The 19,767-nt window shown below is 73.7% G+C and carries 18 protein-coding genes; 10 read left to right on the top strand and 8 right to left on the bottom strand.

Annotation, left to right across the window (positions count from 1 at the left end; genetic code table 11):
* The first annotated feature begins 103 nt into the window (after positions 1-103).
* Positions 104-1,681, top strand: a complete 1,578-nt coding sequence (locus ACFZA0_RS28130) for an ATP-binding protein (RefSeq protein WP_391022043.1) — start codon at positions 104-106, stop codon at positions 1,679-1,681.
* Positions 1,678-2,919, top strand: a complete 1,242-nt coding sequence (locus ACFZA0_RS28125) for a SpoIIE family protein phosphatase (protein WP_391022041.1) — start codon at positions 1,678-1,680, stop codon at positions 2,917-2,919. Before ACFZA0_RS28130 ends, ACFZA0_RS28125 begins: the two co-directional genes overlap by 4 nt.
* Positions 2,920-3,140: 221 nt before the next feature.
* Here ACFZA0_RS28125 and ACFZA0_RS28120 read toward each other — a convergent pair whose 3' ends face one another.
* Together ACFZA0_RS28120 and ACFZA0_RS28115 are read right to left on the bottom strand one after the other, a co-directional pair.
* Positions 3,141-3,674, bottom strand: coding sequence for an AAA family ATPase (locus ACFZA0_RS28120; RefSeq protein ID WP_391022039.1), 534 nt, complete (start codon positions 3,672-3,674; stop codon positions 3,141-3,143).
* A gap of 46 nt (positions 3,675-3,720) precedes the next feature.
* Positions 3,721-5,229, bottom strand: coding sequence for a DHA2 family efflux MFS transporter permease subunit (locus ACFZA0_RS28115; RefSeq protein WP_391022037.1), 1,509 nt, complete (start codon positions 5,227-5,229; stop codon positions 3,721-3,723).
* 350 nt (positions 5,230-5,579) lie between these two features.
* On the opposite strand from ACFZA0_RS28115, the gene ACFZA0_RS28110 reads away from it, so the two are divergent.
* The 5 genes from ACFZA0_RS28110 (at position 5,580) to ACFZA0_RS28090 (ending at position 9,905) form a co-directional block, all read left to right on the top strand.
* Positions 5,580-5,894 carry an STAS domain-containing protein gene (locus ACFZA0_RS28110; RefSeq protein WP_391022035.1) on the top strand — a complete coding sequence of 105 codons (315 nt, stop codon included), beginning with the start codon at positions 5,580-5,582 and terminating at the stop codon, positions 5,892-5,894.
* A gap of 189 nt (positions 5,895-6,083) precedes the next feature.
* Entirely contained in the window at positions 6,084-6,554 is a 471-nt protein-coding gene (locus ACFZA0_RS28105) for an ATP-binding protein (RefSeq protein WP_391022033.1), read from the top strand.
* A gap of 164 nt (positions 6,555-6,718) precedes the next feature.
* The gene (locus tag ACFZA0_RS28100; RefSeq protein WP_391022031.1) at positions 6,719-8,401 is read left to right on the top strand and encodes a SpoIIE family protein phosphatase; all 1,683 of its coding nucleotides are present in this window, start codon (positions 6,719-6,721) and stop codon (positions 8,399-8,401) included.
* Positions 8,398-9,516, top strand: a complete 1,119-nt coding sequence (locus ACFZA0_RS28095) for a cobalamin-dependent protein (RefSeq protein ID WP_391022029.1) — start codon at positions 8,398-8,400, stop codon at positions 9,514-9,516. Before ACFZA0_RS28100 ends, ACFZA0_RS28095 begins: the two co-directional genes overlap by 4 nt.
* Positions 9,513-9,905, top strand: coding sequence for an STAS domain-containing protein (locus tag ACFZA0_RS28090; RefSeq protein WP_391022027.1), 393 nt, complete (start codon positions 9,513-9,515; stop codon positions 9,903-9,905). Before ACFZA0_RS28095 ends, ACFZA0_RS28090 begins: the two co-directional genes overlap by 4 nt.
* 64 nt (positions 9,906-9,969) lie before the next feature.
* Here the strand turns inward: ACFZA0_RS28090 and ACFZA0_RS28085 are convergent, their stop codons facing one another.
* Complete coding sequence (locus ACFZA0_RS28085; protein WP_391022025.1) at positions 9,970-10,827, bottom strand: DMT family transporter; 858 nt, start codon at positions 10,825-10,827, stop codon at positions 9,970-9,972.
* A 213-nt stretch (positions 10,828-11,040) separates the two neighbouring features.
* Here ACFZA0_RS28085 and ACFZA0_RS28080 point away from each other — a divergent pair, with 213 nt between their 5' ends.
* Complete coding sequence (locus ACFZA0_RS28080; RefSeq protein ID WP_391022023.1) at positions 11,041-12,405, top strand: FAD-dependent oxidoreductase; 1,365 nt, start codon at positions 11,041-11,043, stop codon at positions 12,403-12,405.
* Positions 12,406-12,627: 222 nt separating this feature from the next.
* Positions 12,628-13,416 (top strand): SAM-dependent methyltransferase, encoded by a 789-nt coding sequence (locus ACFZA0_RS28075; RefSeq protein WP_391022021.1) that lies wholly within the window; start codon positions 12,628-12,630, stop codon positions 13,414-13,416.
* 66 nt (positions 13,417-13,482) lie between these two features.
* Here the strand turns inward: ACFZA0_RS28075 and ACFZA0_RS28070 are convergent, their stop codons facing one another.
* The 5 genes from ACFZA0_RS28070 to ACFZA0_RS28050 form a co-directional block, all read right to left on the bottom strand.
* Positions 13,483-14,493: a hypothetical protein gene (locus ACFZA0_RS28070; protein WP_391022019.1), complete on the bottom strand. Its 1,011-nt coding sequence runs from the start codon at positions 14,491-14,493 to the stop codon at positions 13,483-13,485.
* A gap of 70 nt (positions 14,494-14,563) precedes the next feature.
* Positions 14,564-15,742 carry a DUF2306 domain-containing protein gene (locus tag ACFZA0_RS28065; RefSeq protein WP_391022017.1) on the bottom strand — a complete coding sequence of 393 codons (1,179 nt, stop codon included), beginning with the start codon at positions 15,740-15,742 and terminating at the stop codon, positions 14,564-14,566.
* Positions 15,743-15,875: 133 nt separating this feature from the next.
* The gene (locus ACFZA0_RS28060) at positions 15,876-16,418 is read right to left on the bottom strand and encodes a helix-turn-helix transcriptional regulator (protein ID WP_391022015.1); all 543 of its coding nucleotides are present in this window, start codon (positions 16,416-16,418) and stop codon (positions 15,876-15,878) included.
* A 57-nt stretch (positions 16,419-16,475) separates the two neighbouring features.
* Entirely contained in the window at positions 16,476-17,255 is a 780-nt protein-coding gene (locus ACFZA0_RS28055; protein ID WP_391022013.1) for a DUF4097 family beta strand repeat-containing protein, read from the bottom strand.
* A 280-nt stretch (positions 17,256-17,535) separates the two neighbouring features.
* The gene (locus ACFZA0_RS28050) at positions 17,536-18,006 is read right to left on the bottom strand and encodes a hypothetical protein (RefSeq protein ID WP_391022011.1); all 471 of its coding nucleotides are present in this window, start codon (positions 18,004-18,006) and stop codon (positions 17,536-17,538) included.
* 401 nt (positions 18,007-18,407) lie between these two features.
* Here ACFZA0_RS28050 and ACFZA0_RS28045 point away from each other — a divergent pair, with 401 nt between their 5' ends.
* Positions 18,408-19,751, top strand: a complete 1,344-nt coding sequence (locus tag ACFZA0_RS28045) for a chloride channel protein (protein ID WP_391022009.1) — start codon at positions 18,408-18,410, stop codon at positions 19,749-19,751.
* Positions 19,752-19,767 lie beyond the last annotated feature (16 nt).

Raw genomic sequence — 19,767 nt, 5'->3', positions numbered from 1 at the left:
CGGCGGGAGCACGACAACAACTGTTGTCGTCCCGGGGGTAGAGTGTGCGTGCCGCGTACGCTTCAATGCGGCTCTGTCAGCCGAAGGAGCACGCGGGACCCCGATGAACAACAAGGTGACCGGCAGCAACGGTGTCATATCCGGGTGGACCACTCGCCGGTGGCTCCGGGTCGGCGTGAGTTCCGCCCTGGTCCTGCTGGCGGTGCTCGGCGCTCTGGGCACCTGGGCGATGGTCCGCACCTCCGACCTGACGACGCAGGTCGTCGACAGCCGCTCCCCCGCGCTGATCAACGCCGTGCGCCTGGAAGCCGCGCTCATCAACCAGGAGACCGGTATCCGCGGCTACGGACTGTCCGGCCGACGGGACTTCCTGGAGCCGTACACCGCGGGTCTCGCCGACGAGAAGGCCGCGCTGAGCGCCCTGCGCCCGCTGATCTCCGGCGACCCCCAGGCCCGCGCCGACCTCGCGGCCGTGACCGGGCTGGCGAACACCTGGCAGCGGCGCATCGCCCGGCCCATCGCCGCCGCGCCCGCGGGCGACCCGGTGCCGATCGCCTCCCAGCGCGCGGACGAGGGCAAGAACACCTTCGACTCGCTGCGCCGCGCGCTGAACAAGGAGCAGAGCCACCTGCGGGCCGCCCGCGAGTCGGCGGGAACCGCACTCGACGAGGCGTCCACCCTGCGGAACTGGACCTTCACGATCATCGCCCTGGTCATCCTGCTGCTGGCCGGCCTCGTCTTCGAGGGCCTGCGCCGGGGCATCACCGGTCCCCTCGACCGGCTCGGCGCCTCGGTGCGCGACGTCACCAAGGGCCGCTTCGACCGGCCCGTCACGCAGACCGGCCCCGCCGACCTGAGGCGGCTGGCGGCCGACGTGGACGCGATGCGCCAACGGCTCGTGGAGGAACTGTCGTTCACCGAGCGCTCGCGCCTGCTGCTCGACGAGCAGGCCGCCGACCTGAAGCGGTCCAACGCGGAGCTGGAGCAGTTCGCGTACGTCGCTTCCCACGACCTCCAGGAACCGCTGCGCAAGGTGTCGAGCTTCACACAGCTCCTGCAGCGGCGTTACGGCGACAAGCTGGACGACCGGGCCGACCAGTACATCTCGTTCGCGGTGGACGGCGCGAACCGGATGCAGGTGCTCATCAACGACCTGCTCGCCTTCTCCCGGGTGGGCCGCGTCCACAACGACCAGCGGACCGTGGACCTGGAGGACGTCCTGGACCGCGCGCTGGACAACCTGAGCGTCGCCATCGAGGAGACCGGCACGGTCGTCGAGCACGACCCGCTGCCCTCCGTCGTGGGTGACGCGACGCAGCTCAACATGCTCTGGCAGAACCTGCTGTCGAACGCCATCAAGTTCCACAGCCCCGACCGGCCGCCCCGGATCAAGGTCGAGGCCCGGCAGGACGGCGACATGTGGGAGTTCGCCGTCACCGACAACGGCATCGGGATCGACCCGGACTTCCGCGACAAGGTCTTCGTGATCTTCCAGCGGCTGCACACGCGCGAGGCGTACCCCGGCACCGGCATCGGTCTGGCGATGTGCAAGAAGGTCGTGGAGTTCCACGGCGGCACGATCGCCATCGACGAGCACAAGACCGACGGGACGCGCGTGGTGTTCACCCTGCCCGTCCAGGTTCCCGCACCGGCGGCCGACGTCCTGGAGCCACAGTCGTGACCACGTCCGGCACGGACCGCGAGACGCACTACCGGATCGTCCTCGTGGAGGACGACGACGGCGACGCGCTCCTGGTCGAGGAGCTGCTGTACGACACGGGCCTGCGGCACACGCTGGTGCGCTGCAAGACGTTCGCCGAGGCGCGCGGCGAGCTGACCGCGCGGCCCGCCGACTGCGTCCTGCTGGACCTGCACCTGCCGGACGCCTCCGGGCTCGGCACGGTCGGGGCCGTGCAGCGGATCGACGCCCACCCGGCGATCATCGTGCTGACCGGTCTCGCCGAGAGTCACGCCGGTGTCACCGCGCTCGCCGCGGGCGCGCAGGACTACCTCGTCAAGGGCAAGGTCGAACCGGACCTGCTGCAACGGGCCGTGCGGTACGCGGTGCAGCGCAAGCAGGCCGAGCGGGCCAGCGCCGACCTCCAGGCCAGCAGGCTGCGCGCACAGGAGAACGCCCGCCTGGAGCGCGGTCTGCTCCCCCAGCCGATCCTCGCGTCCCCGTCGGTGCTGGCAACCAGCCGCTACTACCCGGGCCGCGAACAGGCCCTGCTGGGCGGCGACTTCCTCGACGTCGTGCAGACGGGCGACGGCAAGGTCCACGCGATCATCGGTGACGTCAGCGGGCACGGCCCGGACGCCGCCGCTCTCGGTGTCTGCCTGCGCATCGCCTGGCGCGCGCTGACCCTCGGCGGGCACCGGGGCCACGAACTGCTGCATCTGCTGGAACAGATCCACGTCGCCGAGCGCACCCACAACGACCTGTTCACGACGGCCACCCTGATCACCCTGGACCCGGCCGAGGCGACCGCGACCCTGCATCTGGCGGGCCACCACGAGCCGTTGCTGACCACGCCGACCGGCACCCGGGTGGTGGACGCGGCGCACGGCGTCGCGCTCGGCATCTTCCCCGGGCTGGAGAAGTGGCCGGCGACGACGGTCGCGCTGCCTCCGCGCGGCGGGCTCATCGCGTACACCGACGGTCTGATCGAGGGCTACGAGGGGCAGTTCGACGGGCGGCTCGGCGTCGAGGGGCTGCTGCGCATCCTGGACGCGACACCCGTGTCCGACCCCGGCACGCATCTCGACCAGGTGCTCGCGCAGGTCCGTACGCTCAACGCGGAGCGGCACACCGACGACCTCGCGATCCTGCGGCTGGACTGGCAGCCGTCCGACCGCGGCGGCACCGGCCAGGTACCGCGCCCCGCCGAACGGGGACGGGCCCGCCGCAGCATGTCCTGAGCGGACGGCACGGCGAGGGAGGCACGCCCGCCCCGACGCCGCAGGGTTCGGCCCAACGGGCCTGCGGGGTACGGCTGTTCACGGCCCCCCACCCAACTCGCCTGCCGGGGGCGGCCGTTCACGAGCACCGCCCAACCCACGTACGCCGGGCGGCCGTTCACGAGCGCCCGACAACTCGGCGACCGCGCACGGCCGTTGCCGCACATGCCGTCGCGGCCGGCCTACCGCGCGCCCTCGTCGACGCCCCGCAGCCACCTCTCCGCGTCGGCGGGAGTGCGCAGGCGGATCACCCGGAGCGGGGCGAACCGGGGGTCGGCGGCGCGGCGGGCGATCTCGGCGCGGCGTCCCGCGTACTGGGACCACGCCCACCACACGGGGTGCTCGGCGCTGAACCAGCCGCCGAGGGTCTCCCTGTTCCCGCCGAACACCCGCTCCCGGCGCAGGGTGCGTGCCAGCGATCTGCGCAGGACGCGGAACATGACCACGCGCCGGGGGTGGTCGAGCCACACGACGGTGTCGGCGTGCTCCCACAGCAGGTCGCGGACCTCGGGGTAGCCGAGCGAGTCGAAGATCCAGCCGGGTGCGGCCGCGAGCCCGGCGACGCGTTCGGCGAAGCCGGGGTCGACGGTCCAGCCGGGGCCGGTGAAGTGGAGGGCGTCCATCTCGTGGAACGGCAGCCCGAGCCGCTCCGCCAGACGGGTGGCCAGGGTGGACTTGCCGGCGCCGGTCGAACCGACCACGAGGATGCGTTTCACGCCCGGATCGTACGGGCGGCCCCCGGCCGCCGGTCCTGGCGGGGTCTCAGCCCTGGCCCGCGTGGGTGTGGCTGTGGGAGACCTCCGGCGGGCAGGGGCCGTCCGGCGTACGGTCGCGGCGCCAGTCGACGACCGCCACGACGAAGGCGCACACGATGGCGAGGATGCCCGAGCCGACGGCCGCGGCCACGGCGGTGTGGTAGTCGCCGCCGGTCGAGCCGAGGACCAGGTAGAACAGCCCCGGCAGCGCGGCGGTGCCGACCGCCCCGCCGAGCCGCTGCCCGGTCTGCATGGCGCCGCCCGCGGCGCCCGCCATGTGCACGGGTACCTCGCGCAGGGTCATGGTGACGTTCGGGGAGATGACGCAGCCGCTGCCCAGGCCGCCGACGAACAGGGCGGGCACGGCGAACCAGGCGGCCCGGTCGCCGGGGGCGAACTCCAGGATCAGGGCGGTCGCCCCCAGGCCGGCCACGACGCCGACCAGCCCGATCACCGTCAGCAGCCGCCCGAACCGCTCGACCAGCCGTCCCGCGATCACGGCGGCGGACGCCGAGCCCACGGCGAACGGCGTGACGGCGAGGCCGGACTGGAGGGGGGTGTAGCCGAGGCCGTCCTGGAAGAACAGCGCGAACACCAGCCAGACCCCGCTGAACCCGACGAAGTACAGCGCGGCGAGGCCGGCGCCGGTGGCGTAGCCGCGCGTCTCGGTGAGCAGCCGGGGGTCGAGGAGGGGTTCGCCGTCGCGTGCGGCGACGCGGCGTTCCCAGCGGACGAACAGCACGAGGAGGGCGGCGCCCACGAGGAAGAGCCACCACAGGCGGCGCACCCCGCCCGACTCCGCGAGGACCAGGGGCAGCATCAGGGCGAGGACACCCGTGCCGAGCAGGGCGACTCCGCCGAGGTCGAGGCGGCCCCGGGCGCCGGCCGCCACGCGGGGCAGCAGCCGGCTGCCCAGCAGGAGGGCGACCACGCCGACGGGGACGTTGACGTAGAAGATCCAGCGCCAGCCGGTGGGGCCGGAGGCGAGGGTCAGGATGAGGCCGCCGGTGATGGGCCCGACGGCGCTGGAGATGCCGACGGTGGCGCCGAACAGGCCGAAGGCGCGGCCGCGTTCCTCGCCCCGGAACATCTGCTGGATCAGCGCCGAGTTCTGCGGCGCGAGGCAGCCCGCGGCGACGCCCTGGGCCAGCCGGGCCACGACGAGCCAGGTGATCGAGGGGGCCGCGCCCGCGGCGGCACTGCACACGACGAAGGCGGCGAGGGCGAGCAGGAAGATCCGCCGGCGGCCGGCCGCGTCGCCGATGCGGCCGGCCGTCACCAGCGCGAGCGCGAAGGCGAGGGCGTAGCCGGAGACGACCCACTGGACGGAGGCGGCCGAGGCGTGCAGGTCCCGCTGCATGGAGGGGAGCGCCACCGCGACGATCGTGACGTCGAGCAGGATCATGAACCCGGCCACGAGGGTGACCCACAGGGCCCGCCATCGGTTCGGGTCGGGACCGCCGGACCGCGGTGCCGCCTCCGGGTCGCGTCCTGCGGCCGGCGCAGAGGGTTTCACGCAGCGCTCCTTCCACTTCCGCGCGCCCCCTCGGCGGTTCCCGAGGGCGGCGGGTGTGACTGTCACGCTTCCACGCGTCACCCGTCACCAACACTCCAAACCGACACAAAGGGCACCACCGGAGAGTGACGGAAGGGACGTACGGGGCGGAGGTGCCGTCGGGGGTGAACGGCCGTCAACCGTGCGGGGCGGGGCCACCGGACCGCCACCCCGGCGATCCTCCATAGGAACAGACGTACGAGGATTGTCCCGTTCGGAGACCGACTGGTCCCGGGCCTCGCACGGATGTGAAGATGTCACGCATGCCATGCGATCTTCAGGCCACGGTGCGCGTCAAACACTGTGGTGACGTGTTCGAGATCGGCGTGTGGGGCGAGGTGGACCTCAGCGAGGACGACCTTCTCGCGGCCGCCTGGGACGAGGCCGACGAATGCCGGCTCCGCACGACGCTCGTCGACCTGTCGGGCGTCGTCTTCGCCGACAGCGCCCTGCTCAACTCGCTGATCCTCGCCCACTACCGGCACCAGCGGGACGGGCGCCGGTTCATCCTGGCCGGACCGCTGCACCCGGCCGTGGTGCGACTGCTGCGGGTCAGCGGGACCCAGGACCTCTTCACCATGGCCCGCGACCGGGAACGCGCGCTCGAACTCAGTCGCGAGGGCTGAGCCGGACGGGTGGTGAGGGGTCGCCCCGCGGCCCCGGAAACCACCGCCCGCGGCCGCGGCGGAGGGTCCGCCATGTGGTGAACGCGTGTGCGCCGGGTCCGCACCGGCGTGCTCCCGCACATCACCGGGTAGCCGGAGGGGACGAAAGCCCCCGACAGGATCCGGCACTCCGCACGTAAGGCAGACCCCATGTTCGTCCCGCTCGACCAACAGACCCACGGTGAGCCGGGCGTGGTCGCGGCTTCCGTCCCCGCGTTCAGCACGCGCTGGGCCGGAGCGGACTCGGCGCGCATCGGTGAAGCGCGCCGGGCCGTCGCCGCCTTCCTCGCCGACGCCGCCGCGTCGGGTCACCGCCGCCCAGGCGAACGCCAGCTCCAGGACGCCCAGTTGATCGTCAGCGAACTCGTCACCAATGCGATCCGGCACGCACCCGGCCCGTGCGGACTACGGCTCGAACTGTCTCCCGACGGCGCCCGTCTGCGCATCGCGGTCCGGGACGGCTCGCGGCAGGTCCCCCTCGTCCGCCCGGTCGACGGAAGCCGGGTCGGCGGCCACGGGCTGCGCCTGGTCACGGCACTCGCCGGCGACGTCCGTGTGATCCGCTTCGAGACCGGCAAGGAGGTCGTCGCGGACGTGCCGCTCACCGCCCCCGGGCACTGACCCGGTCACCGCGGGAGAGCCGCCCGGAACGCTCCGTGTCCCCCGGGTCGCGGAACGCGCGCGGAACGGGTTGCGTCCGCCCCTCGGGGTGCGAGACGGTTGCAGCACGGCAACTTTCCCTACGCAGAGAGGTGGTGGGGTGCGCACCATGCGTTCCCCCGCTTGTGGCTCCTTCATCGAGTTCTCCCGCCAGCCCGCGTGGTGCCGCAGTAAGCGTCGGCGCGGCGTGGGGCAACGCTCCCTATCCGGTCCTGGTCGTTGACCGAGACGGCGGTGTGGTCGACGTCAACGACGCCGGCCGCAGCCTGCTCCCGCACGTCTCCAGCGGCGACTGGCTGCACGAGACGGTCCCGGCCTGGCTGGCCGAGGCGCACCGCCGCATCACGGACGGAATGACGCGGCCGAACACCGGCCGGCGCTCCGGCCCCATAGGCGACCGCACCTTCGACGCCCACCCGACGGCCACGGAAGAGGGCGACATCGTCTGGTGGCTGATCGACGACACGGACCGCCGCCTCGCCGAACAGGCCCTCCTCACCGAGCAGGAGCGGACCGGGGTCCTCGCCGAGGTCTCCAGCGCGCTCCTCTCCTCTCTGAACGTCTCCCGATGCATGGAAGTGACCGCGCGCATGGCTGCCGACCATCTCGCGGACGCCGCCGTCGTCATCGCGCCCCCGCGCGGCCGCCGCTACCCCCTCACCCAGGTGCACTCGGGCGGCCCGGTCACCCAGGTCAGCCTCGCGATCGACCCGTCCGAGGTGCCCGGCCTCGCCGAGGCGCTGAAGGGCTTCCCGCCCGTCCCCACCCGGTGGATCAACCCGGACGACATCCCGGAGTGGGCCGTGCCCCCGGGCTTCGTGGGTCCGGTCGGCTCGGTCATCATCACGCCGCTGCCCGGACACGGGGTCCCGGCGGGCGCCCTGATCCTGCTGCGCTCCAGCACCGAGCGGGCCTTCACCGAGGGCGAGGAGGTCTTCGCCCGGCTGTTCGCGGCCCGCGCCGGCGCCGCGCTGTCGGCCGCCCGCATGTACGCGGAGCAGGCGACGATCACCTCCACGCTGATGCGTGAGCTGCTGCCGCCGACGCTCACGCGCGTCCAGGGCGTCGAGTACGCCGGCAGCTACCGCGCCTCGCGCGACACCGAGCGCGTCGGCGGCGACTTCTACGACGTGCACCCCGGCAGCGACAGCTCGCAGGAGACCCTGGTGGTCCTCGGCGACGTCGCGGGCAAGGGCCTGGACGCCGCCGTGCTCACCGGCAAGATCCGCAACACCCTGCACGCGCTGCTGCCGCTGGCCGGTGACCACCAGCGGGTCCTCAACCTGCTCAACAGCGCGCTGCTGACGTCGCACCACACCCGGTTCGCCACACTGGTCCTGGCGTCCGTGCGGCGCCGGGCGGGGCGCGTCAGCCTGCGCGTCACGTGCGCCGGCCATCCGCCGCCGCTGATCGTGCGGCGCGACGGGACCGTCGAGGCGGCGCAGTCGCGGGGCACCCTGGTCGGCGCCATGCCGACGGTGACGGCGAGCACCGCCGACGCGGTCCTCGCCCCGGGCGAGACGTGCTTCCTGTACACGGACGGCATCACCGAGGCACGCGGCGGACCGCTGGGCGACGAACTGTTCGGCGAGCGCAGGCTGCGGCAGGTGCTCTCCGAGTGCGCCGGGCTGCCGGCCGAGGCCGTGGTGGAGCGGGTGCAGATGCTCGCCGTCCAGTGGCTCGGCGGCGGCCGGCACGACGACATGGCCACCCTGGCCGTCAGCGCGCCGAAGTCGGGCGCGCTCCAGATGGTGAACGGCCGGGTACGGGGAAACGAGAGCACCACGTGGCGCGGGAGGAAAGGATGACGGGGACCGACGCGGGCGGGGCGCCGCCGTACGGGGACACGGGACTGCTCCCGTCCGTACGGGAGCGCCTGTGGGCGGCAGCGGTCGAGGGCGACGAGTACGCGGCGGCCGACGTCGTGTACGACGCCCAGGACGCCGGGATCGACAACGAGGCCCTGCTCCTCGACGTGATCGGCGCCGTGCAGGAACGGGTGGGCGTCGAGTGGGCCGCGGACCGGCTCACCGTCGCCCAGGAGCACGCGGTGACGGCGATCAACGAGCGCGTCGTCACGGCACTCGTCGAGCGCAGGCGGCCCCGGCCGGACGGCGTGCACGGCAGGGTCGCGGTGAGCTGCGTGGACGGCGAGTGGCACGCCCTGCCGGCCCGTCTCGTCGCGGAGGTCCTGCGGCTGCGCGGCTGGCAGGTGGACTACCTCGGCGCCCAGGTGCCGACCCCGCACCTGATCGCCCACCTGCACCGGACGAACCCCGAGGCGGTGCTGCTGTCGTCGTCGATCCCGACGCACCTGCCGACGGCGCACTCCGCGATCACGGCGTGCCAGGCGGTGCGCACGCCCGTCCTGGTGGGCGGTGCGGCGTTCGGCCCGCAGGGCAGGTACGCGCGGCTGCTGGGCGCCGACCGGTGGGCGGCGGACGCACGCAGCGCGGCCGACGTCATGGAGGCGGGCCTGGGCCGCGCCAACGCGACGGTGGCCCGGCAGGCCGTCGACGACCTGCCGCACCTGGCCGACCAGGAGTACACGATGGTCGTGCAGACGCGCCGCCAGCTCGTGAAGCAGACCCTGGTCGACCTGGAGGACGCCTTCCCCGCGATGCGCGCCTACGACGACGTGCAGCGCGAGCGCACGGCCGAGGACCTGGTGCACATCGTGGACTTCCTCTCGACCGCCCTCTACCTCGACGACGCGGACCTGTTCCGGCGCTTCCTCACCTGGACCGCCGACATCCTCACCGCCCGGCACGTCCCGGCGCACTCGCTGACCGCCGCCCTCACCGTCCTGGGCAGGCAGCTCCGCGACTTCCCGCGCTGCACCAGCCTGCTCCACCAGGGAACGGCCGCCCTCGCCGGGCACCGTCCCACCGTCCCCGTCCCCGGCCAAGAGACCGACGCATGACCGCCCTGCCTCCCAGAACATTCGACATCGCCGTGACCGAGCCCGCCGTCCTCACCGTGACGGTGGGCGGCGTGCTGGACTACGACACGAGCGACGAGCTCGTCAGTACGGTCACCGAACTCCTCGCCCGTCCGGGCGAGGACGGCGCCCCCTGGCGCGACCTGCGGCTGGACTGCGCCGGCCTCACGTGGCTCGACTCCATGGGGCTCGCCGCGCTGCTGATGATCCGCAGGCGGGCCGGGGCGTCCTCGGTGACGCTGCACCTGGACAACCGGCCCGGCTTCCTCGACCGGATGCTCGAACTCACCGACACGTTCGGCTACTTGACCGAGCAACCGGAGTCGGCCCGTGACGACGTGCCGGAGGTGTCCGACGTGGGCGCCAACTGAACGGTCGCGCGGCCGGACGGCGGTGCCCGCATCCCGGGCACCGGGAGCGCGCCGCCGTCCCCCGCTACCCCGTGACCTCCCGCATGTGCGGGACCGCGCGGGTCAGGCGCAGCACCCCCCACACCAGGAGGGCGACGCCGATCGCCTCGGGGAGCAGCCACCAGCCGGTGCGGATCTCCTCGTCGAACACCACGATGCCCAGGAACAGGCTCACCGTGGCGTCGCCGATGGTCAGCGCGGGCTGCGAGGCGGCGAGCGAACCGGCCTGCAGGGCGTTCTCCAGGAGCAGCACGGCGGCGATCCCGGTGAGGGCGAACCCGTAGGTCTGCCAGGCACCGAGGAACGCCTCCAGGCCGTGGTCCGCGAAGGTGCCGGTGGCGGACTTGAGCAGTGCGGCGGTCAGCGCGTTGGCGACGGCGGACGCGGTGCCGAGGGCCGCGGCACGGAAGAGCGGGGGCCTGCCGCGGCCGGCCAGCAGGGTGGCGGTCACGATCACGCCGAGGCAGACGATCAGGACCGGGATCCAGCGCACCATGGCCGCGTTGTCGTCGGCGCCGCTGGGGGCCGCCGCCGCGAGGACCAGCGCGAGCCCGCCGACCACGCCGAACACCGCCCACCACCCGGCGGGCGGCAGTGTGCGGTGCAGCAGCGGGATGGCGATCAGGAGGGCGAACGGCAGTTCCAGGATGAAGATCGGCTGGACGAGCGCGAGCGGACCGCTCACCAGCGCCAGCGCCTGGAACAGCGCGGCGCCGACCACGCCGCCGATGCCGATCAGCCAGGCGGGTCGCCGGGCCAGGTCGAGCAGCAGGCGCAGGGTGCCGCCGCGGGTGACGGTGGACGCCGCCTTGCGCTGGAACGCCGTGCCCACGGCGTTGCTCGCGGCTCCCAGGACGGCGAACACGACGGCCAGTACGATCACATGTCCACCATGCCCGACATGACCGGACACCGCGCTCGGGGAGCAACCGCCCCGGAGGGCGCACGCGCAGGTCACAGCGGTGCGCGGGGTGGCGGCCTGATCGCCATAAGGCCGCTTTATGATCTGATAGACCGGACCCCGGTACCAGCTTAGGTTTGCCTTAGTTTAGGCTTCCCGTCGAGTCGCCTGTCACCACTCGAAGGGAAGCCGATCATGTCCCGCCCTCTGCGGGTAGCCATCGTCGGAGCCGGTCCTGCCGGTATCTACGCCGCCGATGCACTGCTCAAGTCCGACGTGGCCACCGAGCCCGGGGTGTCCATCGACCTCTTCGAGCGCATGCCGGCCCCGTTCGGACTCATCCGCTACGGAGTCGCCCCCGACCACCCCCGGATCAAGGGCATCGTCAACGCCCTGCACCAGGTGCTCGACAAGCCGCAGATCCGCCTGTTCGGGAACGTCGACTACCCCGGTGACATCAACCTGGACGACCTGCGCTCGTTCTACGACGCCGTGGTCTTCTCCACCGGCGCGACGGCCGACCGCGCGCTGGACATCCCGGGCATCGAGCTGGACGGCTCGTACGGCGCCGCGGACTTCGTCTCCTGGTACGACGGCCACCCCGACGTCCCGCGCACCTGGCCGCTGACGGCCCGCAAGGTCGCGGTCCTCGGTGTCGGCAACGTCGCGCTGGACGTGGCCCGCATCCTGGCCAAGACCGCCGACGAGCTGCTGCCGACCGAGATCCCGCCGAACGTGTACGAGGGCCTGAAGGCGAACGAGGCGCTGGAGGTGCACGTCTTCGGACGGCGCGGCCCGGCCCAGGCGAAGTTCAGCCCGATGGAGCTGCGGGAGCTGGACCACTCCCCCAACATCGAGGTCATCGTCGACCCCGAGGACATCGACTACGACGAGGCGTCCATCACCACCCGGCGTTCCAACAAGCAGGCCGACATGGTCGCCAAGACGCTGGAGAACTGGGCCATCCGCGACGTCGGCGACCGCCCGCACAAGCTGTTCCTGCACCTGTTCGAGTCGCCGGCGGAGATCCTCGGCGAGGACGGCAAGGTCGTGGGCCTGCGCACCGAGCGCACCGCGCTCGACGGCACCGGTGCCGTCAAGGGCACCGGCACCTTCAAGGACTGGGACGTCCAGGCCGTCTACCGCGCCGTCGGCTACCTCTCCGACAAGCTGCCGAAGCTGCCCTGGGACCTCGCCACCGGCACGGTCCCGGACGTCGGCGGCCGGGTCGTCGCGGAGAGCGGCGAGCACCTCGCGTCGACGTACGTCACCGGCTGGATCCGGCGCGGACCGGTGGGCCTCATCGGGCACACCAAGGGCGACGCCAACGAGACGGTCGCCAACCTCCTCGATGACCACGCCAACGGCCGGCTGCCCGAACCGGCGTCGCCCGCGCCGGAGTCGGTGGAGGCCTTCCTGACGGAGCGCAACGTCCGCTTCACCACGTGGGAGGGCTGGCACCGCCTCGACGCCGCGGAGCGCGCGCTGGGCGAGCCGCAGGGCCGCGAGCGCGTGAAGCTGGTCGAGCGCGAGGACATGCTGAAGGCCAGCGGCGCCTGAACCGCGGCCGCCCGCGCGCACCCCGCGCGTCACGGCGGACCGCCCCCGCACCACCCCCGACGGGCCCGGAGCCGCCGCTCCGGGCCCGTTGCCGCGTTCGAACCGCCAACTCCCGTCACACGCAGGCCAGATGCTGTGCGAGACTACGTTGATCGAACGCGGTCGAAGATCAACTGATCGCCGTTCGGCCCGAACTGTTCCCGGTGCGACGGAGCTGCTGCCATGACCACGGACACGCCCGACTCCCCCCAGATCGACACCAGCAAGGCTCACCCCGCGCGGGTGTACGACTGGCTGTTGGGCGGCAAGGACAACTACCCCGTGGACGAGGCGGTCGGCAGCCAGCTGCCGCCCGAGGCGGCCGACGGGGCACGGCAGAACCGGCAGTTCATGCACCGGGCCGCCGCGTGGCTCGCCGCGCAGGGCATCGACCAGTTCCTCGACATCGGCACCGGCATACCGACCGAGCCCAACCTGCACCAGATCGTGCAGGGCATCACGCCCGACGCGAAGATCGTGTACGCGGACAACGACCCGATCGTGCTGCGGCACGCGGAGGCGCTGCTCATCAGCCGCCCCGAGGGCCTGACGGACTACATCCAGGCGGACGTGCGGCGGCCCGCCGAGATCGTCGAACACGCCCGCCACGTACTGGACTTCGACCGTCCCGTCGCCCTGTCGCTGATCGCGCTGATGCACTTCCTGCCGGACTCCATGGACGCGCACGGCATCGTCCGCAACCTGGTGAGCACCCTGCCGTCGGGCAGCTACCTGGTGCTGTCGCACGCCTCGTCGGACATCTTCCCGGAGCTCTCCGACCAGGTGACCGCCGAGTACGCGCGCGGCGGCATCACCCTCGGCTTCCGGGCGCGTCCGGAGGTGCTCCGGTTCTTCGACGGCCTCGAACTGGTCGAGCCCGGCCTGGTGACGGCCACCGAGTGGTACAAGGGGACGCCCGCACCCGAACCGGAGGGCAGCGGCATCTACGCGGCGGTCGCGCGCGTTCCGTAGCCACCGGCCGCGCACTACCGTCCGGGTCCCGGTCACCGCTCGCGCGGGACCGGGACCCGCGCCGTGTCAGGCCTCCGGACCGGGGGGCCGCGCGGCGGTGAGCCGGTCCCGGCCGAGCAGCAGCCGGCCGCTCGCGCCCGCGACGAGCAGACCGGCCACCATGCAGACCAGGCTCAGCCCCGGCCCGGACGTCCAGTCGACGTCACCGGCACGGCAGGCCAGGACGACGGCCAGGGCGAGACCCGTGCCGGGCAGGGCGAGCAGCGCGACGCGGGTGCGGGCCAGGTCGTCCTCCGCCAGGGAGCCGAGGACGCCGACACCGAGCGCGAGGGCCCACACACCGAGGGCCTGGGCGTCCGCGCGGTCGGTGGGCCAGGGGACGAAGTCCGCCCAGAAGCCCGGCCGGACCACCAGCCCCGCACCGATGCCGAGCCACGACGACCCGAGCACGGCCAGCGCGGGCCTGGACCAGGCGGGGAGCGGTGCCGAGCGCGGCGCGGACGGTCCGGCCGCGGTCAGGTACTGCGCCGCCAGGCAGATCACCGCGCTCAGGCACAGGACGCCGAGCACGAAGAGCCACCCGAGGCTGAACAGCACCGGTACGACGGAACCGCCGCGGGCGATGTACAGCCGGTGCACGTTGGCCACCGAGACCGCGAACAGCCCCACGACCACGATCACCGTGGGAAGGACCAGCGTCCGGGCCTCCTGCCAGCTCCGCGCCCGCCCCACCGCGAACAGTCCCGGCGACGTGCCGAGCATCGCCGCGCCGAGCAGCCCGGGGGTCAGGGACACCGGGGACGGCCAGGCCCCGAAGACGTGTCCGGTCACGCCCACCACGGCAAGGAGCCCGCCGACGAGCATGCCGACCACACCGACGGCGGTGGCGAGCATGGCGACACCGGCGGTGAGCGGCCGCCCGCCGGGACCGCCGCCGGGACCGCCATCGGAGGCGCCGGGCGGCGGTGCGGGGGTCACGGCCGGGGCCTGGAGGTGCTGGTCCGGGCGGTCCGGGGCCGGGCGGTCCGGGGCCGGGCGGTCCGGGGCCGGGCGGTCCGGGGTGTTCGGTGTCGGCATGGGCGGCGTCCGTCTCGGGAGAGGGAGGGAGTGCGGGAAGGAGGGCGGGGACGGGTTCCGTCGGGCGGCGCTACACGACGGACGCGCCGACGCGGGCGGGCGGCCTGTCCGCGGCGGGCCCGCCGCGCTTCGTCAGTTCCCGCGCGTACATGAGGCGCAGGCTCACCACGACGGTCGCGGCCACCGCGGTCGTGCCGCAGCCGACCGACACCCCCGCCAGGACGGCGGTGTACCTGCCGAGGTCCAGCGACCGTTCGCAGACCAGCGCCGCGACCACCGACACCACGGGTGCCAGGCACAGGGCGGTCAGATGGATCCGCCACTCCTCGCGGGCCCAGGTGCGGCCCTGCCGTCCGGCCCGGCGTGCGCGCAGCGCCGCCACGGCGTAGGTGACCGCGTAGGGCAGCAGGTAGGCGACGAGGAGGCGGCGCCCGGCGGTGCCGAGGTCGAGCCAGGAGGCAGCGATCCACCAGAGGGCGACGGCACCCGCCAGATGTGCGGCCACCAGGACGGGCAGCGGTGCCCAGGAACCCGACACGCCGCGCACCGCCGTACGCCGGTCCGCGGCGCGGGCCGCGACGAGCGCGCCGAACGCGACGACGGAACCGAGGTGGGTGATGGCCACCCGGTTGATCTCCGCCATGGGCAGCCCCGGCAGCAGCCACGGCAGGGCGCCCCACTCCAGCCGCAGCAGGGGCGCGGTCAGCAGGAAGCCGTAGCAGAGCAGCATCCAGCGGCGGTGCAGGTCGGGAAAGCGGCCGACGGCGGCGAGGATGCCGAAGGTCACGCTCAGCACGGTGCCCACCAGGATGGTGGCGAGCACGATCCAGAACGAGGCCCCGCCGAACGCGTCGCGGGGCGCGGTGCGGGCCAGGTAGGCCCCGGCGCCGGCCATCGAGGCGTACACGGTGACGGCGAAGACGACCCCGAGGACGCGGTGCGGCCGGGTGCGGCGGCGGGCGGCGGTGAGCAGTTGTGCCGGGCCCAGCAGCATGAGCAGGCCGCCCAGCACCGAGTGCAGGATCATCGGGACGAGGGTGTGCCGGTAGGGCCCGACGCGGGTGGCGAGGGCGTCGGAGACGTACCTGGGCGACACCGTGTGGGCCAGCAGCCACTCGCCGGGGGCGGGTGCCCCCGGGTGCGCGTAGGGCCACAGTTCGGTCATGGCGATCGGTGCGTAGGCGACGCACACGACCGTCAGCGCGACGACGGCGGTGCGGCGCCAGGTGCTGTTCGTCGGACGGCGCACGACGGCTCCCTGCTCGGCCCGGCCGGACTCCCGGCCGGGCGCTCGGCGGCCCGGTGCGGGAGTCGGGCACGACGGCCCGGCTCGATAGTCCAGTTAGGACTATCGAGACCGTAGGGGTGTCCGGCGGGCGGGGTCAATGGTCCGTGGGCGAGTTCGTCGCGCGGTCGTCGCGCCGTCCGACCCACTGCCAGAAGTCGACCATCATCGTCTCGTAGCGGATGCCGAACTCCAGCGCCTCGCGCTGGCCGGGGGTGAGCAACTCGCCCACCTCGTCCGCGAGTTCGCGGTACTCCCGCAACGTCCGCTCGTGTTCGCCGAGTTGGGAGGGGGCGAGCCGCTCGGGGCGGCCGCCGAACCAGAGTTTGAGGATGCCGCGCTCACGGGCCTCGACGGGGACGAACTCCGGGTCGTCGAGCCAGCCGCCGAGCGCGGCACGGCCCTCGTCGGTCAGCGCGAGCACCCGGCGCCCCCGTCCGCTCTCCTGCCGGACCTGCCGCAACAGGCCCGCCTCCAGCAGCCGTTCGCACTGCGCGTACACCTGCGCGTGCGGCACCGACCAGAACGGCGCGACCGTACGCGCGGCCTCGACCTTCACGTCGTACGCGCTGGCCTCACCCAGTTTGTCGATGACGCCGAGGACGAGGAAAGAGGAAGTGGTCAACCGAGCGTCCGCCATGGGGCGACCGTACCGTCCCCGGCCGGCCCGCCCGCCCGGCACGGGGGGCGAACGGGATCACTCCCGGGCGGCGCTGACGTCGCCGTTGACGGTCGTGAGCGTCAACGTGCGCCCGTCCGCCGGGTGTTCGGTCGGGACGGAGACGGTGGGCCGGCCGTTGTCGGTGGTCGCCCGCACCCGGTAGGCGGGGGCGTCGCGCGGCACGACCAGGTGGACCGAGCCGTTGGTGGTGGCCGCGGTGACGCTGGTGGGAGTGCCGGCGAAGGTGAGGACGACGTCGCCGTTGACGGTCCCGGCGTGCAGGTCCCCGCCGCGCAGGGACTCCGTGCGGACGGAGCCGTTGCGGGTGACCAGGCGCAGCGCCGCGCCGTCCCGGCCCGAACCGGTCACCGTCACGTCGCCGTTGACGGTGGTCAGGTCGAGGGCGGACGCCAGTCCGGCCACGTCGATGCCGGCGTTGCGCGCGGTCACGGTGACGGAGGCGCCGTCGGGCACGTCGACCTCGGGGGTGCGCGGGCAGTCGGCGTCGTCCTCGTCCGCGTCGTTCGCGCCGTCGGCGTCCTTGTCGCACGTCAGGTCCAGCACCCATGTGTCGTCGTGGTGGGACCAGTGGTGGTCGATCCGGGCGTCGAGTCCGACCTGGTGGCCGTCGGCGGGGCGCAGCCGCACGCCGTTGTCGGTGGTGATGACCAGGTGGGTGCCCGCGGACACCTCGGGCCGCATCGCCGCCGCCTGCGGCCCGCCGTCGTCGCCGTGCCCGCCGCAGGCCGCGACGAGGGGGAGAACGGCCAACAGCGGTGCGAGGCGCCGGACGTGGGCGGTTGTCGATGACTCCATGCCCGGACTGCTTCCCCGTGCGCGGGTGTTGATGGCACGCGGCGGGCCCGGGGGCGGAAGTCGCCCGCCTCCGGGCCCGTTCGGGCCGGCCGCCGCGCTCCCCCGTCGGGCGGCGGCCGGCCGCCCGCGGCCGCGCCGGTGCCGCGCGGCCCCGGCCGGACAGCAGCCCGCCCGCGACCGCGCGACAAGGTTGTCAGCGGGGCGCGGGCGGGGACATCGGCAGAAATACCGATGCCGCCGGCCGGATCCGGGGGCGAACCCGGGCCGGGCGGAGGGACGGTCAGACCGTCTCGTGGTGCTGCTCCTGACGGCTGGCCAGCGCCCAGATCACGAAGACGTCGATGGCCATCACGATCACGGACCAGACGGGCGCGTACGGCAGGAACAGGAACTGCGCGACGAGGCTGAGCACCGCGAGGAGGATGCCGACGAAGCGTGCCCACGCCATGTCCCGCAACAGGCACAGGCCCGTGACGAAGGCGAGCGCCCCGATCACGATGTGGATGACGCCCCAGCTGGTGAGGCTGAACTCGTAGACGTACGTGCCGATGCGCGCGTAGACGTCGTCGGACGCGGTGGCCGCGATGCCCTGGAGCACGGCGAGCGCGCCGGTGCAGATGAGCATCACGCCGGCGAAGACGACTCCGCCGGTCACCCAGCCGCCGCGCCCCGCGGTCCGCTGCTGGTTCTGCTGCCAGGTGCGGTCGGCGCCGCCCTGGGGTTCTCCGGTCGGGTGTGCGGCCTGGCTCATGAGCGGCAGTCCTTCCGTCGGGCCCCCGTGCGCTCCGGTGCCCGAGAGGGGCGCCGGACGTGTGCCCTTCGAGCTAACGGCCGCCGGTGACGGCAGGGCCATTCGAACTAGCCCGAACGAGTGACGCGCGGCCCGGGCGCCCGGCGGCCGGGGCGGGGCGGCGGCGGTCCGCGGCCGGGCGCCGGGTCACGCCCCGGCGGGCTTCACGACATGCGCACGGCGGACCGCGGCCCTTGACTGGTGGCCACGCAACGCGACCGACCGTGGAGGACAGCCATGACAGGAACCCGGCGGCCGACCGCGGCGGCCGTATCGCGGGCCCAGGCCGCGCGGGCCCCGGCCACGCGGGCCCCGGCCACGCCGGCCGCCGACCGGAGCCGGGCCGGGCTTCCGGGCGCACGGTGAGCGCGTCGGCCGGGGCACCTGCCGAGGCCGCGGGGCCGCCGCTGCGGGAGACCCTGCTGAGCGCCGGCTATCTGCGGCTCCTGCTGCTGAGCGTGCTGATCGGCGTCCCGGTGGCGCTCGCGTGCTTCTTCTTCGTCAGCTTCCAGCACGAACTCCAGCACTGGGTGTGGGAGTCGCTGCCGCGGCAGGCCGGCTACTCCGCCGCGCCCTGGTGGTGGCCGCTGCCCGCGCTGGTGCTCGCCGGGCTGATCCTCGCCCCGATCGTGACGCGGATGCCGGGTGCCGGCGGCCACCTGCCGGTGAACGGGCTGGGCGGCGCCCCCATCGGGCCGCGCGCGATGGTGAGCGTGGTGCTCGCGGCGCTGGCCACCCTTCCGCTCGGTGTCGTCCTCGGGCCGGAGGCGCCGCTGATGGCGGTCGGCAGCGGACTGGCCCTGCTCGCGGTACGTGCCCTGCGCCGTCCCATCGGCGCGAAGCCGACCGCGCTGGTGGCGACCGCCGGTTCCACCGCCGCCATCTCCACCATCCTGGGCGGGCCGGTCGTGGCGGCCGTCCTGGTCGTCGAGGCCGCCGCGCTCGGCGGGCCGCAACTGGTGATGCTGCTGCTGCCGTGCCTGCTGGCCAGCTCCGCGGGCGCCCTGGTCTTCACCGGGTTCGGCCACTGGACGGGCCTGAAGATCGGCGCGCTCAGCCTGCCCTCGGTGCCCCCCGACGTGAACCCGGACGCGGGAGACTTCCTGTGGGGGCTGCCGGCGGCGGTGCTGATCGCCGTCCTGATCACGGGCGCCCGGCTGCTGGGGCGGCGCACGGTCGCCTTCACCGCGCGACGCACCGCGACGCGGACCGTGTTGTGCGCGGCCGCGGTCGGGGTACTCCTGTCGGCGTACGGGCTGTCGACGGGCCGCTCGCCCGTCGACGCGGCACTCTCCGGGCAGATCGCGCTGGCCCAACTCGCCGCGCATCCGCACGCGTTGTCGGTCGGCACCCTGGTGCTGCTGGTGCTGTGGAAGGGCCTGGCGTGGGGCGTCGCGCTGGGTTCGCTGCGCGGCGGTCCGATCTTCCCGTCCGTACTGCTGGGCGCGGCGACGGCGTTGGCCTGCGCGGGGCTGCCCGGCTTCGGCGTGACACCGGCTCTGAGCGTCGGCATCGCGGCCGCCGCCGCGTCGGTCACCGGGCTGCCGCTGACCAGTGCCGTGCTCGCGGTGCTGCTGATGGGCAAGGACGCCCACGACCAGATGCCGTTGATCGTCGCCGCGTCGGTCGTGTCGTTCGTGGTGACCCAACTGCTCGGCAGGAAGGGCAGGTTGGCGGCCGAACCGCAGGAGCGGCCGGCCACCTGACGTGCCGGGCCCGGGA

The organism is Streptomyces sp. NPDC008150, assembly GCF_042956945.1.
Taxonomy (GTDB): Bacteria; Actinomycetota; Actinomycetes; order Streptomycetales; family Streptomycetaceae; genus Streptomyces.
This window is presented reverse-complemented; position numbering and strand designations above follow the sequence as displayed.